15 protein-coding genes are annotated in these 15,985 nt (G+C 71.4%); 6 read left to right on the top strand and 9 right to left on the bottom strand.

Features of this window, described 5'->3' with window-relative positions:
- Positions 1-128 precede the first annotated feature (128 nt).
- The 8 genes from QFW81_RS09480 to efp form a co-directional block, all read right to left on the bottom strand.
- Positions 129-1,085 carry a hypothetical protein gene (locus QFW81_RS09480; protein WP_280578503.1) on the bottom strand — a complete coding sequence of 319 codons (957 nt, stop codon included), beginning with the start codon at positions 1,083-1,085 and terminating at the stop codon, positions 129-131.
- A 17-nt stretch (positions 1,086-1,102) separates the two neighbouring features.
- Positions 1,103-2,788: a sensor domain-containing diguanylate cyclase gene (locus tag QFW81_RS09475; RefSeq protein ID WP_280578502.1), complete on the bottom strand. Its 1,686-nt coding sequence runs from the start codon at positions 2,786-2,788 to the stop codon at positions 1,103-1,105.
- A gap of 53 nt (positions 2,789-2,841) precedes the next feature.
- The gene (gene folE2 / locus QFW81_RS09470; protein WP_280578500.1) at positions 2,842-3,765 is read right to left on the bottom strand and encodes a GTP cyclohydrolase FolE2; all 924 of its coding nucleotides are present in this window, start codon (positions 3,763-3,765) and stop codon (positions 2,842-2,844) included.
- Positions 3,766-3,837: 72 nt separating this feature from the next.
- Positions 3,838-4,503, bottom strand: coding sequence for an isoprenoid biosynthesis enzyme family protein (locus QFW81_RS09465; RefSeq protein WP_280578498.1), 666 nt, complete (start codon positions 4,501-4,503; stop codon positions 3,838-3,840).
- Positions 4,504-4,575: 72 nt separating this feature from the next.
- A complete protein-coding gene (locus QFW81_RS09460) occupies positions 4,576-5,265 on the bottom strand; it encodes a phosphoglycolate phosphatase (protein WP_280578497.1) in 690 nt (229 codons plus the stop codon).
- A gap of 174 nt (positions 5,266-5,439) precedes the next feature.
- A complete protein-coding gene (gene ubiG / locus QFW81_RS09455; RefSeq protein WP_280578496.1) occupies positions 5,440-6,159 on the bottom strand; it encodes a bifunctional 2-polyprenyl-6-hydroxyphenol methylase/3-demethylubiquinol 3-O-methyltransferase UbiG in 720 nt (239 codons plus the stop codon).
- A 98-nt stretch (positions 6,160-6,257) separates the two neighbouring features.
- The gene (locus QFW81_RS09450) at positions 6,258-7,601 is read right to left on the bottom strand and encodes a TRZ/ATZ family hydrolase (protein ID WP_280578495.1); all 1,344 of its coding nucleotides are present in this window, start codon (positions 7,599-7,601) and stop codon (positions 6,258-6,260) included.
- A 191-nt stretch (positions 7,602-7,792) separates the two neighbouring features.
- Positions 7,793-8,359 (bottom strand): elongation factor P, encoded by a 567-nt coding sequence (gene efp / locus QFW81_RS09445; protein WP_280578494.1) that lies wholly within the window; start codon positions 8,357-8,359, stop codon positions 7,793-7,795.
- A gap of 89 nt (positions 8,360-8,448) precedes the next feature.
- Between efp and epmB the strand changes: the two genes are divergently transcribed.
- Entirely contained in the window at positions 8,449-9,450 is a 1,002-nt protein-coding gene (gene epmB, locus QFW81_RS09440; protein ID WP_280578493.1) for an EF-P beta-lysylation protein EpmB, read from the top strand.
- A 62-nt stretch (positions 9,451-9,512) separates the two neighbouring features.
- Entirely contained in the window at positions 9,513-11,603 is a 2,091-nt protein-coding gene (locus QFW81_RS09435; protein WP_280578492.1) for an EAL domain-containing response regulator, read from the top strand.
- Between the two features lie 116 nt (positions 11,604-11,719).
- On the opposite strand, the gene htpX is transcribed toward QFW81_RS09435, so the two are convergent.
- The gene (gene htpX, locus QFW81_RS09430) at positions 11,720-12,607 is read right to left on the bottom strand and encodes a protease HtpX (protein WP_280578491.1); all 888 of its coding nucleotides are present in this window, start codon (positions 12,605-12,607) and stop codon (positions 11,720-11,722) included.
- A 139-nt stretch (positions 12,608-12,746) separates the two neighbouring features.
- On the opposite strand from htpX, the gene gluQRS reads away from it, so the two are divergent.
- The 4 genes from gluQRS to phbB (QFW81_RS09410) all read left to right on the top strand — a co-directional run bounded on the left by gluQRS (position 12,747) and on the right by phbB (QFW81_RS09410) (position 15,985).
- The gene (gene gluQRS / locus QFW81_RS09425; protein ID WP_280578490.1) at positions 12,747-13,658 is read left to right on the top strand and encodes a tRNA glutamyl-Q(34) synthetase GluQRS; all 912 of its coding nucleotides are present in this window, start codon (positions 12,747-12,749) and stop codon (positions 13,656-13,658) included.
- A 44-nt stretch (positions 13,659-13,702) separates the two neighbouring features.
- Positions 13,703-14,443 (top strand): beta-ketoacyl-ACP reductase, encoded by a 741-nt coding sequence (gene phbB / locus QFW81_RS09420; RefSeq protein ID WP_280578489.1) that lies wholly within the window; start codon positions 13,703-13,705, stop codon positions 14,441-14,443.
- Positions 14,444-14,682: 239 nt separating this feature from the next.
- A complete protein-coding gene (gene phaR, locus QFW81_RS09415; RefSeq protein WP_280578488.1) occupies positions 14,683-15,171 on the top strand; it encodes a polyhydroxyalkanoate synthesis repressor PhaR in 489 nt (162 codons plus the stop codon).
- Between the two features lie 73 nt (positions 15,172-15,244).
- Positions 15,245-15,985, top strand: a complete 741-nt coding sequence (phbB, locus tag QFW81_RS09410) for an acetoacetyl-CoA reductase (RefSeq protein ID WP_280578486.1) — start codon at positions 15,245-15,247, stop codon at positions 15,983-15,985.

Here is a 15,985-nt window from a genome sequence, read left to right as displayed (position 1 = left end):
TGCCGACCGGGTGCTCCGTTCCTCCCCGCGTGCGCTTCGCTTACCCGGGCTACGCGGGGGACGGCGGCGGCGGGCGCGCTTCTGCGCGCCCTGGTGTGGGTCCGTCCATCGGTGCGTCGCGCCCCGGGTCAGGTGGCCGTCATCGCGCGCTGCATCAGGCGCCCCAGGCGCGTCACGCTGGGCGAGATCGCCAGGTCTTCCGGCGAGACCAGGCGCGGATTGGGTGTCGCATCCGGCAACGCGTCCGCGGCGGGGAGCGCGTCGCCGACGCCCCGCGGCGCGACCACGGCCGATGCCGCCCGGGCCAGCACGGCCTGACGTGCCTGCTCCAGCATGTCGTCGGAGACCGGCTCCACGCTCTGCTCGGCGCCTGCCGCGCCCGCACCCGCCAGATCCACGCTCTTCATCGCATTGACCTGCATCCGCGGGCCATGCAGCGTCTCGCGGCCGCCGGGACGCAGCAGCGGCCAGACCTCGTCGAACAGCGCCTTCCAGTCGATCTCCGGAAACGGCGCGGTGCCGCGCGGCCCGATCACGATCTCCGGCGCCAGCCGGCCTGCCGGCACGGCGGCGCACTCGGCATAGGCACGGTACACCACCTCGCTGCAGACCATGCGGCCGTCGTCATCGGGCAGCGCGTGGTCGAGCGCGACCCGGACCAGCAACCGTCCCCACGGATGCACCGGCCACTTGCCGCGCACCGCCATCACCACCCCGAGCAGCGCGAGCTGGTCGACCGGGTACGGCACGCCGAGCATGGTCTGCGCCTGCGCCAGCACCTGTCCGAGATCGACTGCCGTGAGGGGCGCGCCCGCCCGGTCGTGCACGCGCAAGGCATCGATGAAGTGGTAGTTCGCCTGGTCGCCCAGTCGCTGCGCCAGTGGATAGCGACGCACGCCCGAGGCGGCCGCCTCGATCAGGTCGCCGCCGTCGGCCACGATCGCCGCGTGGCTGTAGGCGCCGTCGCTGGCCCAGGCGATCAGCTCCGACAGCGGCCCCTCGCCCAGCATCAGCAGGATGTCGCCGGTCTGCAGCTCGGTGGCCGGAAACGCGGCCGCGGCCGGCGTCGATGTCTTCATGTCCATCAGGGGCTCCAGGTGGGTCAGACGGTCCATAGTCCGTCGGGCGGATGCGCAGCGCTCGCGCGGTCGCGACCGGCGGACTTGCTGGCGTAGAGCGCCGCGTCGGCGCGTTCGAACAGGCTCGCCATCGATTCGCCCGCGTCCAGCTCGGCCACGCCGATGCTGAGCGTGGCCGGGATCCGGATCTCGCTCATCGACAGCGGCCGGCAGTTCACCGAGATCCGCATGCGCTCGGCGATCGCCAGCGCGTCGTGCTGCGCCCGGCCGGGCAGCACCACCAGGAACTCGTCGCCGCCGTAGCGGCCGATCGCCTCGTTGCGGCGCAACTGGTTGCGCAGCCGCCAGGACACGATGCGCAGGCACTGGTCGCCGATGGCGTGGCCATGGCGATCGTTGATCTCCTTGAACCGGTCCAGGTCCACGAACGCGATCGACAGCGGCGTGGACTGCGCGCGCGCCTGTTCGACCTCGCGGTACAGGCGTTCCTCGATGCCCTGCCGGTTCATGGCCTTGGTCACCGGGTCGATCACCGCCTGGCGGCTGGCGTGGTCGCGGTCGCGGCGCAGCTGCAGCAGCTTGTCGAGCAGGCCGATCGCCAGCAGCAGGCTGGCGAGCACGAAGCTGCCGGCCAGCCCCTGCCCCAGCCATGCCGGGCCCGTCCACAGCCCCATCATCTGCGCCGCGGCCAGGAACGAGAACACCATCAGCGAGAGCCACGACGCCAGCACCACGCGCGCCACCCGGTCGCCGCCCAGCGCCAGCACCGCGCTCGCCACCAGCAGCACCACCGCCGAATACAGCAGCGCGAAGTTGCCGCTCAGCGAGAATGCCGACCAGTCGCCGAAGAAGGAGGCTGCGCCGGAGACCGCCGCGATCACCGTGCCGGCCGCCAGCAGCCGGTCGAACCACGGCAGCTTGCGCGGCAGGTCGAGATAGCTGCGCTGGAACAGGTTGCTGAACACGACGCCGATGCAGCCGAAGATGCGGTTGGTCTGCGCGCTGGTGCCGAACAGCGCCTCCGCGCCGGGCATCCAGCGCAGGTCGCCGCCGATCGCGGCCAGATACCCGATCGCGCACAGCAGCATGGCCCCGAAATAGCCGTAGCTGCGCTCTCCGGTACCGCCCCAGAAAGCCAGCGCCAGGATCACCAGCACCCCGAGGCTGGTCAGCACGAGCGAGCGCCAGGCCACGAACGCGAGGTCGCTGCGGTGGACCTGGTCGAGCGATTCCACCGACAGCGCCGTCACCATGGTCGAGCTGCGCTCCACCCGCAGCCATACGGGCTCGCCTGCGCGCAGCCCGTCGGGCAGGTCGATCACCAGTGCGCGGCTGGAATAGCGATCGTCGGCGTCGGCGCCGTACAGCGTGTGCCGCGTCGGCGCCTCCGCGCCCGGCACCCACGCCTGCACGCGATAGAGGAACGGCGAGCGCAGGACGAGCTTCGGGCTGGCTGCCGCCTCGACCGCCGTATCGGCCGCGATCCGCCACCATTGCGCGTCGCGATGCGGCTGCTGCAGCGTAGGCGTGTCGCGCGGCGGTTCGAGCCGCGCATCGTGCCGGCCGGCCAGCACCTCGGACGCAGGCAGATCGGCGCGCAGTTCGCGCACCTCCAGGCCGACCGCGCCGATCGCGCCCGACCACGACAGCAGCCAGCACAGCACCAGACTGCGCAGGCACGCGCCACGCCACGGATCCCCTGTCCCCATGGGCGCGATCCTAGCCGATCGCGTTCACATCCGGATCGTGCCCCGATCACGCTTCAGCGTGGGGACGAACGCACCGTGGCCACCGCGTCGTGCGCGTGCAGGCTTTCGAAGTGGGACACGGTGGCCTCGAAGCGCTCGACCCGCGCATCGGCCGACAGCGCCTCGGCCACCCGGCGGGCGGCATCCTCGCAGAACATCAGGTTGGCGGCATTGAGCGCGGCGAAGGCCTGCTCGTCCTCGCGCTTGACTGCGGTCTGCACCGGGGTCCCCAGCGCGGCCTCAAGCGCGTCCACCAGCGCCGCTACCGGCAGTTGCTCGAAGGCCGGGCGCAGGCGCACCGTGGCGTCGACGCGGCTGCGCTGGGCGTGCGGGGTCGCGGCCAGGCCGCGCGGAGAGGCCAGCCAGTCGCGCACGACGCCCGTCGACAGCGGCGCGGCGGCGGCGAAATCCGTGGCGAACCGTTCCGCATTCAGCTGCCGCGACAGCGCCGCGGAGGCGGGACAGGTGCTGGAATATTCGACCGACAGCGACAGGTCGAGCGCGAGGTGCCCGTCCCCGAGTTCCGCGACCAGTTCGACCGGGTAGGTCTTCCAGCCGCTGTGGTCGCTGGCCAGCGCCCGACGCCGCAGCATGTGCCCGTAGCGGATGGCCAGGCGTGCACGGGTCGACAGGCCCTGCTGCGAATCGATGCAGTCCTGCAGCACCCGCCGCAGCGCGGCATGGGTCGGCGGCTCGGCCGCCAGCGCATCCTGCAGCCGCAGGTACAGGCGCGACATGTGGATGCCACGGGCGTCGGGGTCACGCAGGTCGACGGACACGTCGACCGACGCGGGCACCTGCAGCGACGGCTGCCCGGGCGGGGCGGCCACCGCCACCGGCAGCGCGATGCCCGCCATGCCCACCCAGTCGATGGGTCGGGCGGCGCGCGCGGCTTCGCCGGCGACGTCGGGCAACGGGGAGTCTGGGGAGCGGCTCACGGCAGGATGCGGGTGGTGGAACAGTCGACAGTTTAACGGCCCCGGGCGCGATGCCGGCGCAACGATGCGTTGCTATCCCCGTGCCGCGCGCCAGCCCGCCCACAGCATGCGCAGCGGCGGCACCCGGCGCAGGCCGGCGTCTTCCGCGGTCGTCAGTCGCAGACGCTCGCGCAGCACGGCCTGGTGCAAGCGGCGGGGACGGCTCAGCGCCGCCGCGTGGCCGAGGTCGGCCTGCTGCCGCAAGGCGGCGTCCAGGTCGCCGCGGGCGAGCGCCCGTTCGACGCGATGGGCCCCGACGCAGGCGTCGACCGTGCCGGGCGGCGGCTCGACACCGCCGAACAGGTCGGCCTCGCAGGCGAGCACGGCGCCCACCCAGGTCCGCAGCGCGCCATGGTCGGCGCGCAGGTCGTCCGGATCGCGGGTCGCCGGAAGCGCGGCCAGCGCACGGCCCAGCGCCTCCCAGTCGGCGTCCAGGCGCTGCAGCGCCTCGCCGAGCGGATGGCGGCGTGCGCCACGCGCCCAGCCGCGCAGTTCTTCCTGCCACCACGCCAGCTTGGCCAGCCCGGGGGCGGGCTCGCTGCCGGCCCACGCGGCATCCCGCAGTTCCTGCAGCAGGGCGAACCAGGCCGCCGCCCGCGGCCGCTGATCGCGCGCAATGAAGGCCTCGGCGATGCCCCATTCCGGCCAGCGCGCGCGCCACTTGTCGATGAAACCGTCGAGCGAACCGGGAGCTGTCATCGCGCCATTGTAGGAGACGCCTGCGCTCCGGCTGCCCGCCGGGCGGCGGTGGCCGCCGCTAGGCCGGGCGCGTCAGTAGCGGCGAGGCCATGCCGCCGGTTCGAGCAGCTCGCGCGGCGAGGCCAGCATCGCGTCCCCCTGCCAGGCGGCGGGATCGTCGTCGTCCAGGCGGTAACCCCAGAGGGCGACCACCGACGGCATGCCCGCGCCGCGCGCGGCGTCGATGTCGCGGCGATCGTCGCCGACGTACACACAGTCTGCCGGCGCGATCCCGATCGCCTCCGCCGCGTGCAGCAGCGGCAGCGGATGCGGCTTGCGTTCGCCCAGGCTGTCGCCACCGACCAGCACCGCGCAGCGGGTCTCCCATCCCAGGCCCGGCAGCAGGCCGCGCGCGAGGCCTGCGGGCTTGTTGGTGACGATGCCCCAGCGCACGCCATCGGCCTCCAGCGCCGCCAGCATCGCCTCGATGCCGTCGAACGGGCGGCCGTGGCGGCCCAGTTCCTCGCGATAGAGCGCCAGGAACTCTGGCACCAGGTCCGGTACGCCGGCGGGCGGCACGTCGGGGAACGCCGCGGCCGCCATGGCCCGCGCGCCGCGCGAGACGTGCGGACGGATCGCCTGGAGCACCATCGGCGCCCTGCCCCGCGCCGCACGCATCCGGTTGACGGTGGCGAGCATGTCCGGGGCGCTGTCGAGCAGGGTGCCGTCGAGGTCGAACAGGACGCCGCGCGGGAAGCGGCCGGGAGTGGCGGAATCAGGCATGGGCGCGGGCCAGCAGCGCATCGCCGCGAACGGACGCCGGATGGACCGCAGGCACGTGGCGACAGCACCCACGGAGGTCGGCCGCCTCACGCCGCCTGCGACCATCGGGATGCGCGCGTCTGCCGGGACGTGGGAGCTCCCGGCCCGGCATATGCGGACGCGTCGCGCCGCCGGTCACGGCTTCAGCGCGCACGCCAGGTAGTTCACGTCGGTGCGCGGCACGATCCGGGCGGTATTGCGCCAGGGTTCGTACCGCAGGCCGCTGACGTCTTCCAGCGCCAGGCCCGTCTCGCGCAGCCAGGCGGCCAGTTCCGATGGTTTGATGAACTCGCTGTAGCGGTGGGTGCCGGTCGGCAGCAGGCGCGCGATGTACTCGGCGCCCACGATCGCCAATGCGAATGCGGCCGGCGTGCGATTGAGCGTGGACACGACCAGGCGGCCGCCCGGCTTGAGCAGGGTGGCACAGGCGTGCAGGATCGCGAGCGGATCGGGCACGTGCTCCAGCATCTCCATGCAGGTCACGGCATCGAACGCACCGGGCTGCTCGGCGGCCAGCGCTTCCACGGCCTGCACGCGGTAGTCGACCGTCACCCCCGATTCCAGCCCATGCAGGCGCGCCACCTTCACCAGTTCCGGCGCGAGGTCGATCGCGACCACGTCCGCGCCCGCCTTCGCCAGCGCTTCGCTGAGCAGGCCGCCGCCGCAGCCGACGTCGAGCACCCGCGCGCCGTGCAGCGGAACGCGCGCGGCCACGTAGCCCAGCCGCGCGGGGTTGAGCGCGTGCAGCGGCTTCTGCGGGCCGTCGGGATCCCACCAGCGGTTGGCGAGCGCGCCGAAGCGGTCGAGCTCGTCCTGGCGGAAATTGGCGCCGGAGGCGCCGGGGGAAGTGGTCATCGGCTCGGGTCCTGTGCGTGGGCGCCATTGTAGGCGCCGCTTGCCGGCGATGCGCCGCAGCCCGCAGCGCCGCCGCGACCGCAGCGGCGACCATGCGCCTAGGGCAACGCGACCGCGGCGATGCGCTCGCGCCACTGGCGTGCGTTGGCGACGATGCGGGCGGAATCCATGTCGACCAGCACGCGCTCGCGCAGGCGTGCGCGGCCTGCGATCCAGACATCGCTGACCTGGTGGCGCCCGGTGGCGTAGACCAGTTGCGAGACCACGTGGTGCAGCGGCTGGGTTTCCAGCGCCGACAGGTCCACGCACGCCAGGTCGGCCTGCTTGCCCGGCTCGATCGAGCCGACCAGGTGGTCGAACCCGATCGCCTTCGCGCCGCCCAGGGTGGCGGCCCGCAGCGCGGCGAACGCGTCCAGCGCCGCGGCATCGTTCGCCACCGCCTTGGCCAGCAGCGCCGCGGTGCGGGTCTCGCCGAACATGTCCAGGTCGTTGTTGCTGGCCACGCCATCGGTGCCGATCGCCAGCGTCACCCCGGCGCGCGCCAGGGCGCAGGCCGGACAGAAACCCGATGCCAGCTTGAGGTTGGACTCCGGGCAGTGGACCACGCTCACGCCGCGCTCCGCGCACAGGTGGATCTCGGCCTCGGTCAGCTGGGTCATGTGCACCGCGATCAGGCGGTCGTTCACCAGGCCCAGCCGGTCCAGGCGGGCGATCGGGCGCTGGCCGTGCTCGTCGAGCGACTGCGCCACCTCCTGCGCGGTCTCGTGCAGGTGCAGGTGCACCGGCAGGTCGAGCTGGTCGGCCAGCATCCGGATGCGTTCGAAGTTCGCGTCGTTGACCGTGTATGGCGCATGCGGCGCGAACGCGGTGGCCACCAGCGGATCGTCGCGCCACTGGTCGTGGACCGCGCCGGCCTTGTCGAAGTACTCGTCGTCGCTCGACGCCCAGGCGGTGGGGAAATCGATCACCGGCAGGCCGATGCGGGCACGGAAGCCGTATCGGCGGTACGTGGCTGCCTGCACGTCGGGGAAGAAGTAGTTCTCGTTGACGCAGGTCACACCGCCGCGCAGCAGTTCGGCGATGGCCAGGGTCACGCCGTCCTCGACGAACCCGGGGCTGATCACCGCGCCCTCGATCGGCCAGATGTGCTGCTGCAGCCAGACCTTGAGCGGAAGGTCGTCGGCCACGCCGCGCAGCAGCGTCATCGGGTTGTGGGTATGCGCGTTGACCAGACCCGGGACCAGCGCCGCGTCGGGGCGGGACACGGTCTCGGCGGCGGCGAAGCGCCGGCGCGCCTCGGCGACGGGCATCAGCGCGAGGATGCGTCCGTCGCGGACCGCGACGGCATGATCGTCGAGCACCACGCCGTGCGGCTCGACCGGCACGACGAAGCCGGCTTCGATCAGGAGATCACAGGGTTCGGGGATCTGGGCATCTGTCATGGGCCCATTCTGTCATTCCGTGCGCACGCTGCGGATGACCGTCCTGCACGCCCGCAACGCTCGACCCTTCCGGCGCCGTGACGCAGGGCCGACAGCGCCCCGCGCGCTGCGCGCTGCGCGCCGACGATATGTCGCGCCGAGACGAACCCTGCGCGCGGACGAGACCCCGACGCGCGGGGCGCGCCGCCGCGTCACTTCACGCGGCTGACGTACTCGCCCGAACGGGTATCGACCTTGATCGTCTCTTCCTGGCCGACGAACAGCGGCACGCGGACCACCGCGCCGGTCTCCAGGGTGGCGGGCTTGCCGCCGCCGCCCGAGGTGTCGCCGCGCACGCCCGGATCGGTCTCGGTGATCTTGAGTTCGACGAAGTTCGGCGGCGTCACCATGATCGGGGTGCCGTTCCACAGCGTCACGACGCAGGTTTCCTCGCCCTTGAGCCACTTCTCCGCGCCGCCCATGCCGGCCTGGTCGGCCTGCACCTGCTCGAAGCTCTCGGGGTTCATGAAGTGCCAGTACTCGCCGTCGCTGTAGAGGTACTGCATGTCGGTGTCGACCACGTCGGCGGCCTCGACCGAGTCGGTCGACTTCATGGTGACTTCCTGCATCCGGCCGGATTTGATCAGGCGGTAGCGCACGCGGGTGAAGGCCTGGCCCTTGCCGGGCTTGACGTAGTCGGTCTCGGTGATGATCGCCGGCTCGTTGTTGACCAGGATCTTCTGGCCGTTCTTCACGTCGTTCATGCCCAGGGTGGCCATGGCGTCTCCTGCTGTGGCCGCCCGCGGGCGGCTAGAATGTGGGAATTCGGTGAGTGCCGGCGCCGCCGGCCCGAGAATCGCAAACCGCCATGATACCTGCTGCCCCCGCCCGGCTGCAGCCGCGGGGCTGGCAGGCCCTGTGGCGCGATGCCATCCGCGACCCGCGCGAACTGCTGTCGCTGCTCGGCCTGGACACGCTGGCCGGCGTCTCCGACGCCGCCGCGGAGGCGTTCCCGCTGCGCGTGCCGCGTGGGTTCGCCGCGCGCATGCGCCATGGCGACCCGCACGACCCCCTGCTGCGCCAGGTGCTGCCGCTCGACGAGGAACTGCGCCCCGTGCCCGGCTTCTCGCTGGACGCCGTCGGCGACGCGGCCGCGCGCGCCGGCCATGGCGTGATCCACAAGTACGAGGGGCGCGCCCTGCTGGTCGCCACCGGCAGCTGCGCGGTGCACTGCCGATACTGCTTCCGCCGCCACTTCCCGTATGCCGAGCAGACCGCAGCGGCCCACCAGTGGACCGAGGCCGTGGAGACGATCCGCGCCGATCCGGGCCTGCACGAGGTGATCCTGTCGGGCGGCGATCCCCTGTCCCTGTCGACCCCCAAGCTCGCGGCGCTGACCGACGCCCTCGCCGGGATCGACCACGTACGCCGGCTGCGCCTGCACACGCGCCTGCCGATCGTGCTGCCGGAGCGGGTCGACGACGCACTGGCCGCCTGGCTCTCGCGGCTGCCCTGGCCGGTCGCCGTGGTGGTCCACGCCAACCATGCCAACGAATTCGACTCCGCCGTCGACGCCGCGATGGCGCGGCTGCGCGCCACCGGCGCCAGCCTGCTCAACCAGGCGGTGCTGCTGCGCGGGGTGAACGACAGCCTCGATGCCCAGGCGGCGCTGTCCGAGCGCGGCTTCGCCGCCGGCGTGCTGCCCTACTACCTGCACCAGCTCGACCGCGTCGCCGGCGCCGCGCATTTCGAGGTGCCCGACGACCAGGCACGCGCCTTGCACGCCGCCATGCGTGCGCGCCTGCCCGGCTACCTGTTGCCGCGGCTGGTGCGCGAAGTCGCAGGCGAGGGTTCGAAGCGTCCAATGTGAGCGACGCCATGGACTCGACCCGCGATGCCGTGGCATAACCCCGCTTCCATGGGGAGGACTGCATGTCGAAGAAGCCTGAAAACGCGCTGCGCCTGCTGATCGTCGACGAACGCGTCGAGGATGCAGAGGCGCTGGTCAGCGGGCTGCGCAACGCCGGGATCGCGGTGCGGCCCGTGCGCGCGGCCACCCCGCAGGAACTCACCGCGGCGCTGGCGGGCCCGTCCGACCTGGTGCTGGCGGCGCTGGCGACCCAGGCGCTCAGCTTCGATGACACCATGCAGCTGGTCACCGGCACCGGCAAGGACCTGCCGGTGATCGCGATCGCCGAACAGCTGGACGAAGCGCAGTACGACGCCGTGCTGACCGCCGGCGCGCGTGCGGTGGCGCTGCGCCACCGGCCGCAGCAGGTGCTGTCGCAGGTGCGCAACGAATGGGACGACCTCGAGGCACGCCGCGCGCAGCGCCGGCTCGAAGCCCGGGTGCGCGAGACCGAACGCCGCTGCGACGCGCTGATCGAATCCTCGCGCGACCCGATCGCCTACGTCCACGAAGGCATGCACATCCGCGCCAACAGCGCCTATCTGGAGATGTTCGGCTACGACAGCTTCGAGGACATCGAAGGCATGTCGCTGCTGGACATGGTCGGTCCGCAGCACGTCGAGGAATTCAAGCAGCTGCTCAAGTCGCTGGCCAAGGGCGAGGCGCCGCCGCCGCGCTACGAACTGGAGGCGCGCGACCTGGAGGGCAACGCGTTCGCGGCCTCGATGGAGTTCACCCAGGCCCAGTACGAGGGCGAGCCCTGCCTGCAGGTGGTCTTCCGCCGCCAGGAGTTCGACCCCGAGCTGGCCCAGGAACTGGAGGAGCTGCGCCAGCGCGACCAGGTCACCGGCCTGCTCAACCGGCCGACGTTCCTGCGCTCGCTCGAGGACGCGGTCGACGACGCCGGCCAGCACAAGGGCCACCACGGCCTGCTGCTGATCCAGCCCGACCACTACCAGCGCCTGCTGCAGGACATCGGCCTGGATTCGGCCGACGCGCTGATGGCCGCGATCGGCCACCGGCTGCAGGAGGTGCTGCGCGGCGAGGGCCTGGACGGCCGCGCGACCGGCGCGCGCTTCTCCGAACATACCCTGGCGGTGCTGCTGCGCGGCAGCGACTACGCCGCCACCTCGGCCCTGGCCGAGCGCATCCTGTCCGCGTTCTCGGCCGACGTGTTCTCCATCGGCACCCGTTCGAGCGTGATCACCGCCAGCATCGGCGGCGTGCAGATCGGCGAGAAGATCGCCAGCGTCTCGCAGGTGCTGGCCAAGGCGACGCAGGGGGTCGAATCGTCCTCGGGCGTGGGCGGCAACCGCTACGAGATCTTCGACCCCGCGGCGATGGACCGCGCCGAGGAGGAACACGTGCGCGCCTGGGTCGCGCGCCTGCGCGATGCGCTCGACCACGACCGCTTCGTGTTGCACTACCAGCCGATCATCAACCTGCAGGGCGACACCGGCGCCACCTACGAGGCGCTGATGCGCCTGGATCCCGGCGATGGCCAGCTGATCTCGCCGTCGAACTTCATGCAGATCGCCGAGGACCACGCCCTGCTGAGCGAGATCGACCGTGCCGTGATCGGCCAGGCGATCGCGGTGCTGGGCCAGCGGATCGCCGCCAACCGGCCCACCACACTGCTGGTGAAAGTGACCCAGGCCGCGCTGGACGACAGCGGGCTGGCGGCCTTCATCGGCGAACAGCTTCAGGCGCACGGGGTGCCGGGCGAGTACCTGGTGCTGGAGCTTCCCGAGGCCAAGGTGTTCACCCACCTCAAGGCGACCCAGGCCTTCGCCGACGCCATCGGCCGCTACGACTGTCGGCTGGCGCTGGAACAGTTCGGCGTCGGCCTGGACTCGTTCCAGCTGCTCACGCACCTGAAGCCGAACATGCTCAAGGTCGACCGCAGCTTCATCGAGGAACTGCCGCGCAACGAGGAGAACCAGGCCCGCGTCCGCGAGATCGCCAAGCGTGCGCGCGAACTCGGCATCCGCACGATCGCCGAGTACGTGCAGGACGCGGCCAGCATGTCGATCCTGTTCTCGTCGGGCGTGGACTACGTCGAAGGCCACTTCCTGGCGACCGCCAGCCCGGTGATGAACTACGACTTCGAGTGATCATCGCGGACGGGTGTCGCGGAGACCCGCCCGGACCGCCGATCTGAGAAGCGAAAGGCGCGGTATCCGCGCCTTTCGTGTTCCAGCCGCCGCCGCTCGACGCGGCGGACAGCGAATCAGACCAGCACGCCCTCGCGCAGGGTCTCCGGCGGCGCATTGCGCAGCGCGGCGATGCGCTCCTCCAGCGGCGGGTGGCTCATCAGCAGGCGCTTGAGGCCGTGGCCGATGCCGCCGCTGATGCCGAACGCGGCGATCTGCTTGGGCAACGTGTTCTGGCCGTGGTTCTGCGCCAGCCGCTCCAGCGCGGCGATCATCTTGGGCCGACCCGCCAGTGCGGCGCCGCCGGCGTCGGCGCGGAACTCGCGGTGACGCGAGAACCACATCGCGATCATGCTCGCGAACAGGCCGAACACCATGTCGAGTGCGAACACCACGGCGAAATACGCCATCCCGCCCATGTCGCGGCCCATGTACTGGCTCAGCGCGCGCGCCACCACCCGCGCCAGCACGATCACGAACGTGTTCAGCACGCCCTGCAGCAGCGCCATGGTGACCATGTCGCCGTTGGCGACGTGGGCGACCTCGTGCGCGAGCACCGCTTCGGCTTCGTCGCGGTCCATCGACCGCAGCAACCCGGTCGACACCGCGACCAGCGCGTTGTTGCGGTTGGCACCGGTGGCGAAGGCGTTGATCTCGGGCGCGTCGTAGACGGCCACCTCGGGCATGCCGATGCCGGCGGCCTGCGCCTGCCGCTTGACGGTCTCGACCAGCCAGCGCTCGACCTCGCTGCGCGGCTGCTCGATCACCTGCGCGCCACTGAAGCGCTTGGCGGTCCACTTGGACAGGAACAGCGAGATCAGCGAACCGCCGAAGCCGAACAGCGCGGCGAACACCAGCAGGCCGGCGAAGGTCGACGGGTTCACGCCGAAGATCGCCATGACGATGCTGACGAGGGCCAGCACCGCGAGGTTGGTGATCAGGAACAGGGTGATGCGCTTGAACATGGGAGGGTCTGGTCAGGGCGGACGTCGTCGGGCGTCCGTCGTCATGTTCCATTATGGTTGGCGAGGGTGAATTTCAAGTTGCCCCGGGCGTTGCCGCGCCCGTTGCCCAGCCATTCCACCGAAGCGTTCAGCCCCGCCCATGCCCGCCCCCGCTCCGTACCGCGGCCGCTTCGCGCCCTCGCCCACCGGACCGCTGCACCTGGGATCGCTGGTGGCGGCACTGGGAAGCTGGCTCATGGCGCGCCGCAGCGGGGGCGAGTGGCGGCTCAGGGTGGAGGATCTCGATCCGCCGCGAGAAGTCGCGGGCGCGGCGCAGGCACAGATCCGGGCCCTGGCCGCGTTCGGCCTGCGGCACGACGGCGAAGTCGAATACCAGAGCACCCGTGGCGCGCACTACGCGGCCGCGCTCGGGCGGCTGCTCGACGCCGGGGACGCGTTCGAATGCCACTGCAGCCGCGCCGACGTCGCCGGACAGGGCGGCGTCCATCGGCATTGCGTGGCCGGCGCGCGGCGCGCGGATCCCGCCGTCCGCCTGCGCGTGCCGGATGGCTGCGTGATCGCCTTCGACGATGCGCTGCACGGGCAGGTGGCCCAGGACGTCGCGACCGCCGTCGGCGACATCGTCCTGCGCCGCGCCGACGGGCTGTGGGCCTACCAGCTGGCGGTGGTGGTGGACGACGCCGCGCAGGGCATCACCGACGTCGTGCGCGGCGCCGACCTGCTGGACTCCACCCCGCGCCAGATCCTGCTGCAGCAGCGCCTGGGCCTGTCCACGCCGCGCTACGCGCACCTGCCGCTGGTGGTGGACGCGTCCGGGCACAAGCTGTCGAAGGCGCTGGCCGCGTCGCCGGTGGATGCCGCCGCGCCCCTGCCCGCGCTCGCGCTGGCGTGGCGCATCCTCGGCCAGGATCCGGACGCGGTCGCGACCGCCACCGGTCCCGCGGGGTTCCTGGATTGCGCGCTGGCGACATTCGATGTGACGCGCATTCCGCGCGGCCCGGTCCGGTTGCCCGCCGCGATGCACAACACCCCTGTCGCGCACCGCGACTAAACTGTCCCGGTGCCGCGGGTGGCGGCGAAACGGGAAGCAAGGACATGACGACACGGGTGGCTCTGGTGACCGGCGGCACCGGCGGTATCGGCACGGCGATCTGCAAGAAGCTCGCGGACCAGGGCCACAGGGTGGCCACCAACTACCGCAGCGAGGAAAAGGCGCGCGCCTGGCAGGCGCAGATGAAGGCCGACGGCTACGAGTTCGCCCTGGTCAAGGGCGACGTCACCTCGCCCGACGAAGCCGAGGCGATGGTGCGCGAGGTCGAGAAGACGCTCGGCCCCGTCGACATCCTGGTCAACAACGCCGGCATCACGCGCGACGGCACCTTCCACAAGATGAGCGCCCCGCAGTGGGGCGATGTCATCAACACCAACCTCAACTCGGTGTTCAACGTCACCCGGCCGGTGATCGAGGGCATGCGCGAGCGCAAGTGGGGCCGGATCATCCAGATCAGCTCGATCAACGGGCTCAAGGGCCAGTATGGCCAGGCCAACTACGCCGCGGCCAAGGCCGGCATGCACGGCTTCACCATTTCGCTGGCGCGCGAGAACGCCAAGCTGGGAATCACCGTGAACACGGTCTCGCCCGGCTACGTCGCCACCGACATGGTGATGGCGGTGCCGGAGGAAGTGCGCGCCAAGATCGCTGCCGACATCCCCACCGGGCGCCTGGGCAGGCCGGAGGAGATCGCCTACGCCGTGGCCTTTCTGGTGGACGAGCAGGCGGCCTGGATCACCGGCTCGAACCTGGACATCAACGGCGGCCACCACATGGGCTGGTAGCACCGTCCCCGCCGCAACACGCGAACAGGCCGGCACCGCCGGCCTGCCTGCTGCCCGGGGGACGGATTCGCACGACGGCGGTACACGGACCCGCGATGGCGGGCCGTCCGATCCGCCAGGCGTGCATGCCCCCTCGCGCGGACGCCGGCTTCATGAACGCCGCGCACTCATGGCGGCTGCTTGCAAGCCGTGCTGCGCTGCGCCATGCTGCGCGGCACCATCTATCGGGCAGCTGCTCCATGGCCGCGAACCGGATCATCAAGAAGTACCCCAACCGTCGTCTCTACGACACCGAGATCTCCAGCTACATCACGATCGAGGATGTGCGCCAGCTGATCGTCGACGGCGAGGATTTCGAGGTCCGCGACGCCAAGTCGGGCGAGGACCTGACCCGGTCGGTCCTGCTGCAGATCATCGCCGAGCACGAATCGGACGGCGAACCGATGCTCTCGACCCAGCTGCTGAGCCAGATCATCCGGTTCTACGGCGACTCGCTGCAGGGGTTCATGGGCAACTACCTCGAGCGCTCGATGCAGGTCTTCCTCGACCAGCAGCAGCAGTTCCGCCAGCAGATGGGCGGCATGCTCGGGCAGACGCCGTGGGCGATGATGAACCAGCTCACCGAGCGCAACATGGACATGTGGAAGGAATTCCAGAAGAACCTGACCGGCAGCGTCGGCCAGAAGCCGGACCCGGACCGGCGTCCACCGGACAAGCGCGGCCGCTGAGTCCTCCCGCCCTGCGCGACCCGACGCGTGCGGATCGCCGCGCCGCGCCATCCGTTCCAGATCCCGGACCCTCATGAACAAGCGAACGGCCGTCGTCACCGGCGGCATCGGCGGGCTCGGCACCGCCATCTGCATCGCGCTCGCCCGCGCCGGCCGCCGCGTGGTCGCCGCCGACCTGGGCGGGCATCCCGAGCGCGTGGCGCGCTTCGAAGCCGAGGTCGACGGGCTGGACGTGCGCTTCGCGCCGCTGGACGTGGCCGACTTCGACGCCTGCGGAGAGTTCGTGCGCGGGATCGAGGCCGCCGGCGAGGGACCCGACATCCTGGTCAACGCCGCCGGCATCACCCGCGACACCACCCTGCGCAAGATGGACCGCGCGCAGTGGGAATCGGTGCTCTCGGTCAACCTCGACAGCGTGTTCAACCTGTGTCGGCACGCGATCGAGGGCATGACCGGCCGCGGTTTCGGGCGCATCGTCAACATCAGCTCGGTCAATGGCCAGACCGGCCAGTTCGGCCAGACCAACTATTCCGCCGCCAAGGCCGGCATGCATGGTTTCACCATGGCCTTGGCCCGCGAGGTGGCGCGCAAGGGCGTGACCGTGAATTCCGTCTCGCCGGGCTACTGCGAAACGGCGCTGGTGGCCGCGATCCCCGACGACATCCGCCAGGGCATCGTGGACAAGGTGCCGGTCGGACGCCTCGGGCATCCGGGGGAGATCGCGCGCACGGTCGAGTTCCTCAGCGCCGACGACGCCGGCTACATCACCGGTGCCAACATCCCGGTCAACGGCGGCCTGTACATGGGGTTCTGA

This window comes from Luteimonas kalidii (assembly GCF_029887935.1).
Lineage (GTDB): Bacteria > Pseudomonadota > Gammaproteobacteria > Xanthomonadales > Xanthomonadaceae > Luteimonas > Luteimonas kalidii.
The sequence above is the reverse complement of the archived record's forward strand: the minus strand, read 5'-3'. Positions and strand labels throughout refer to the sequence as shown.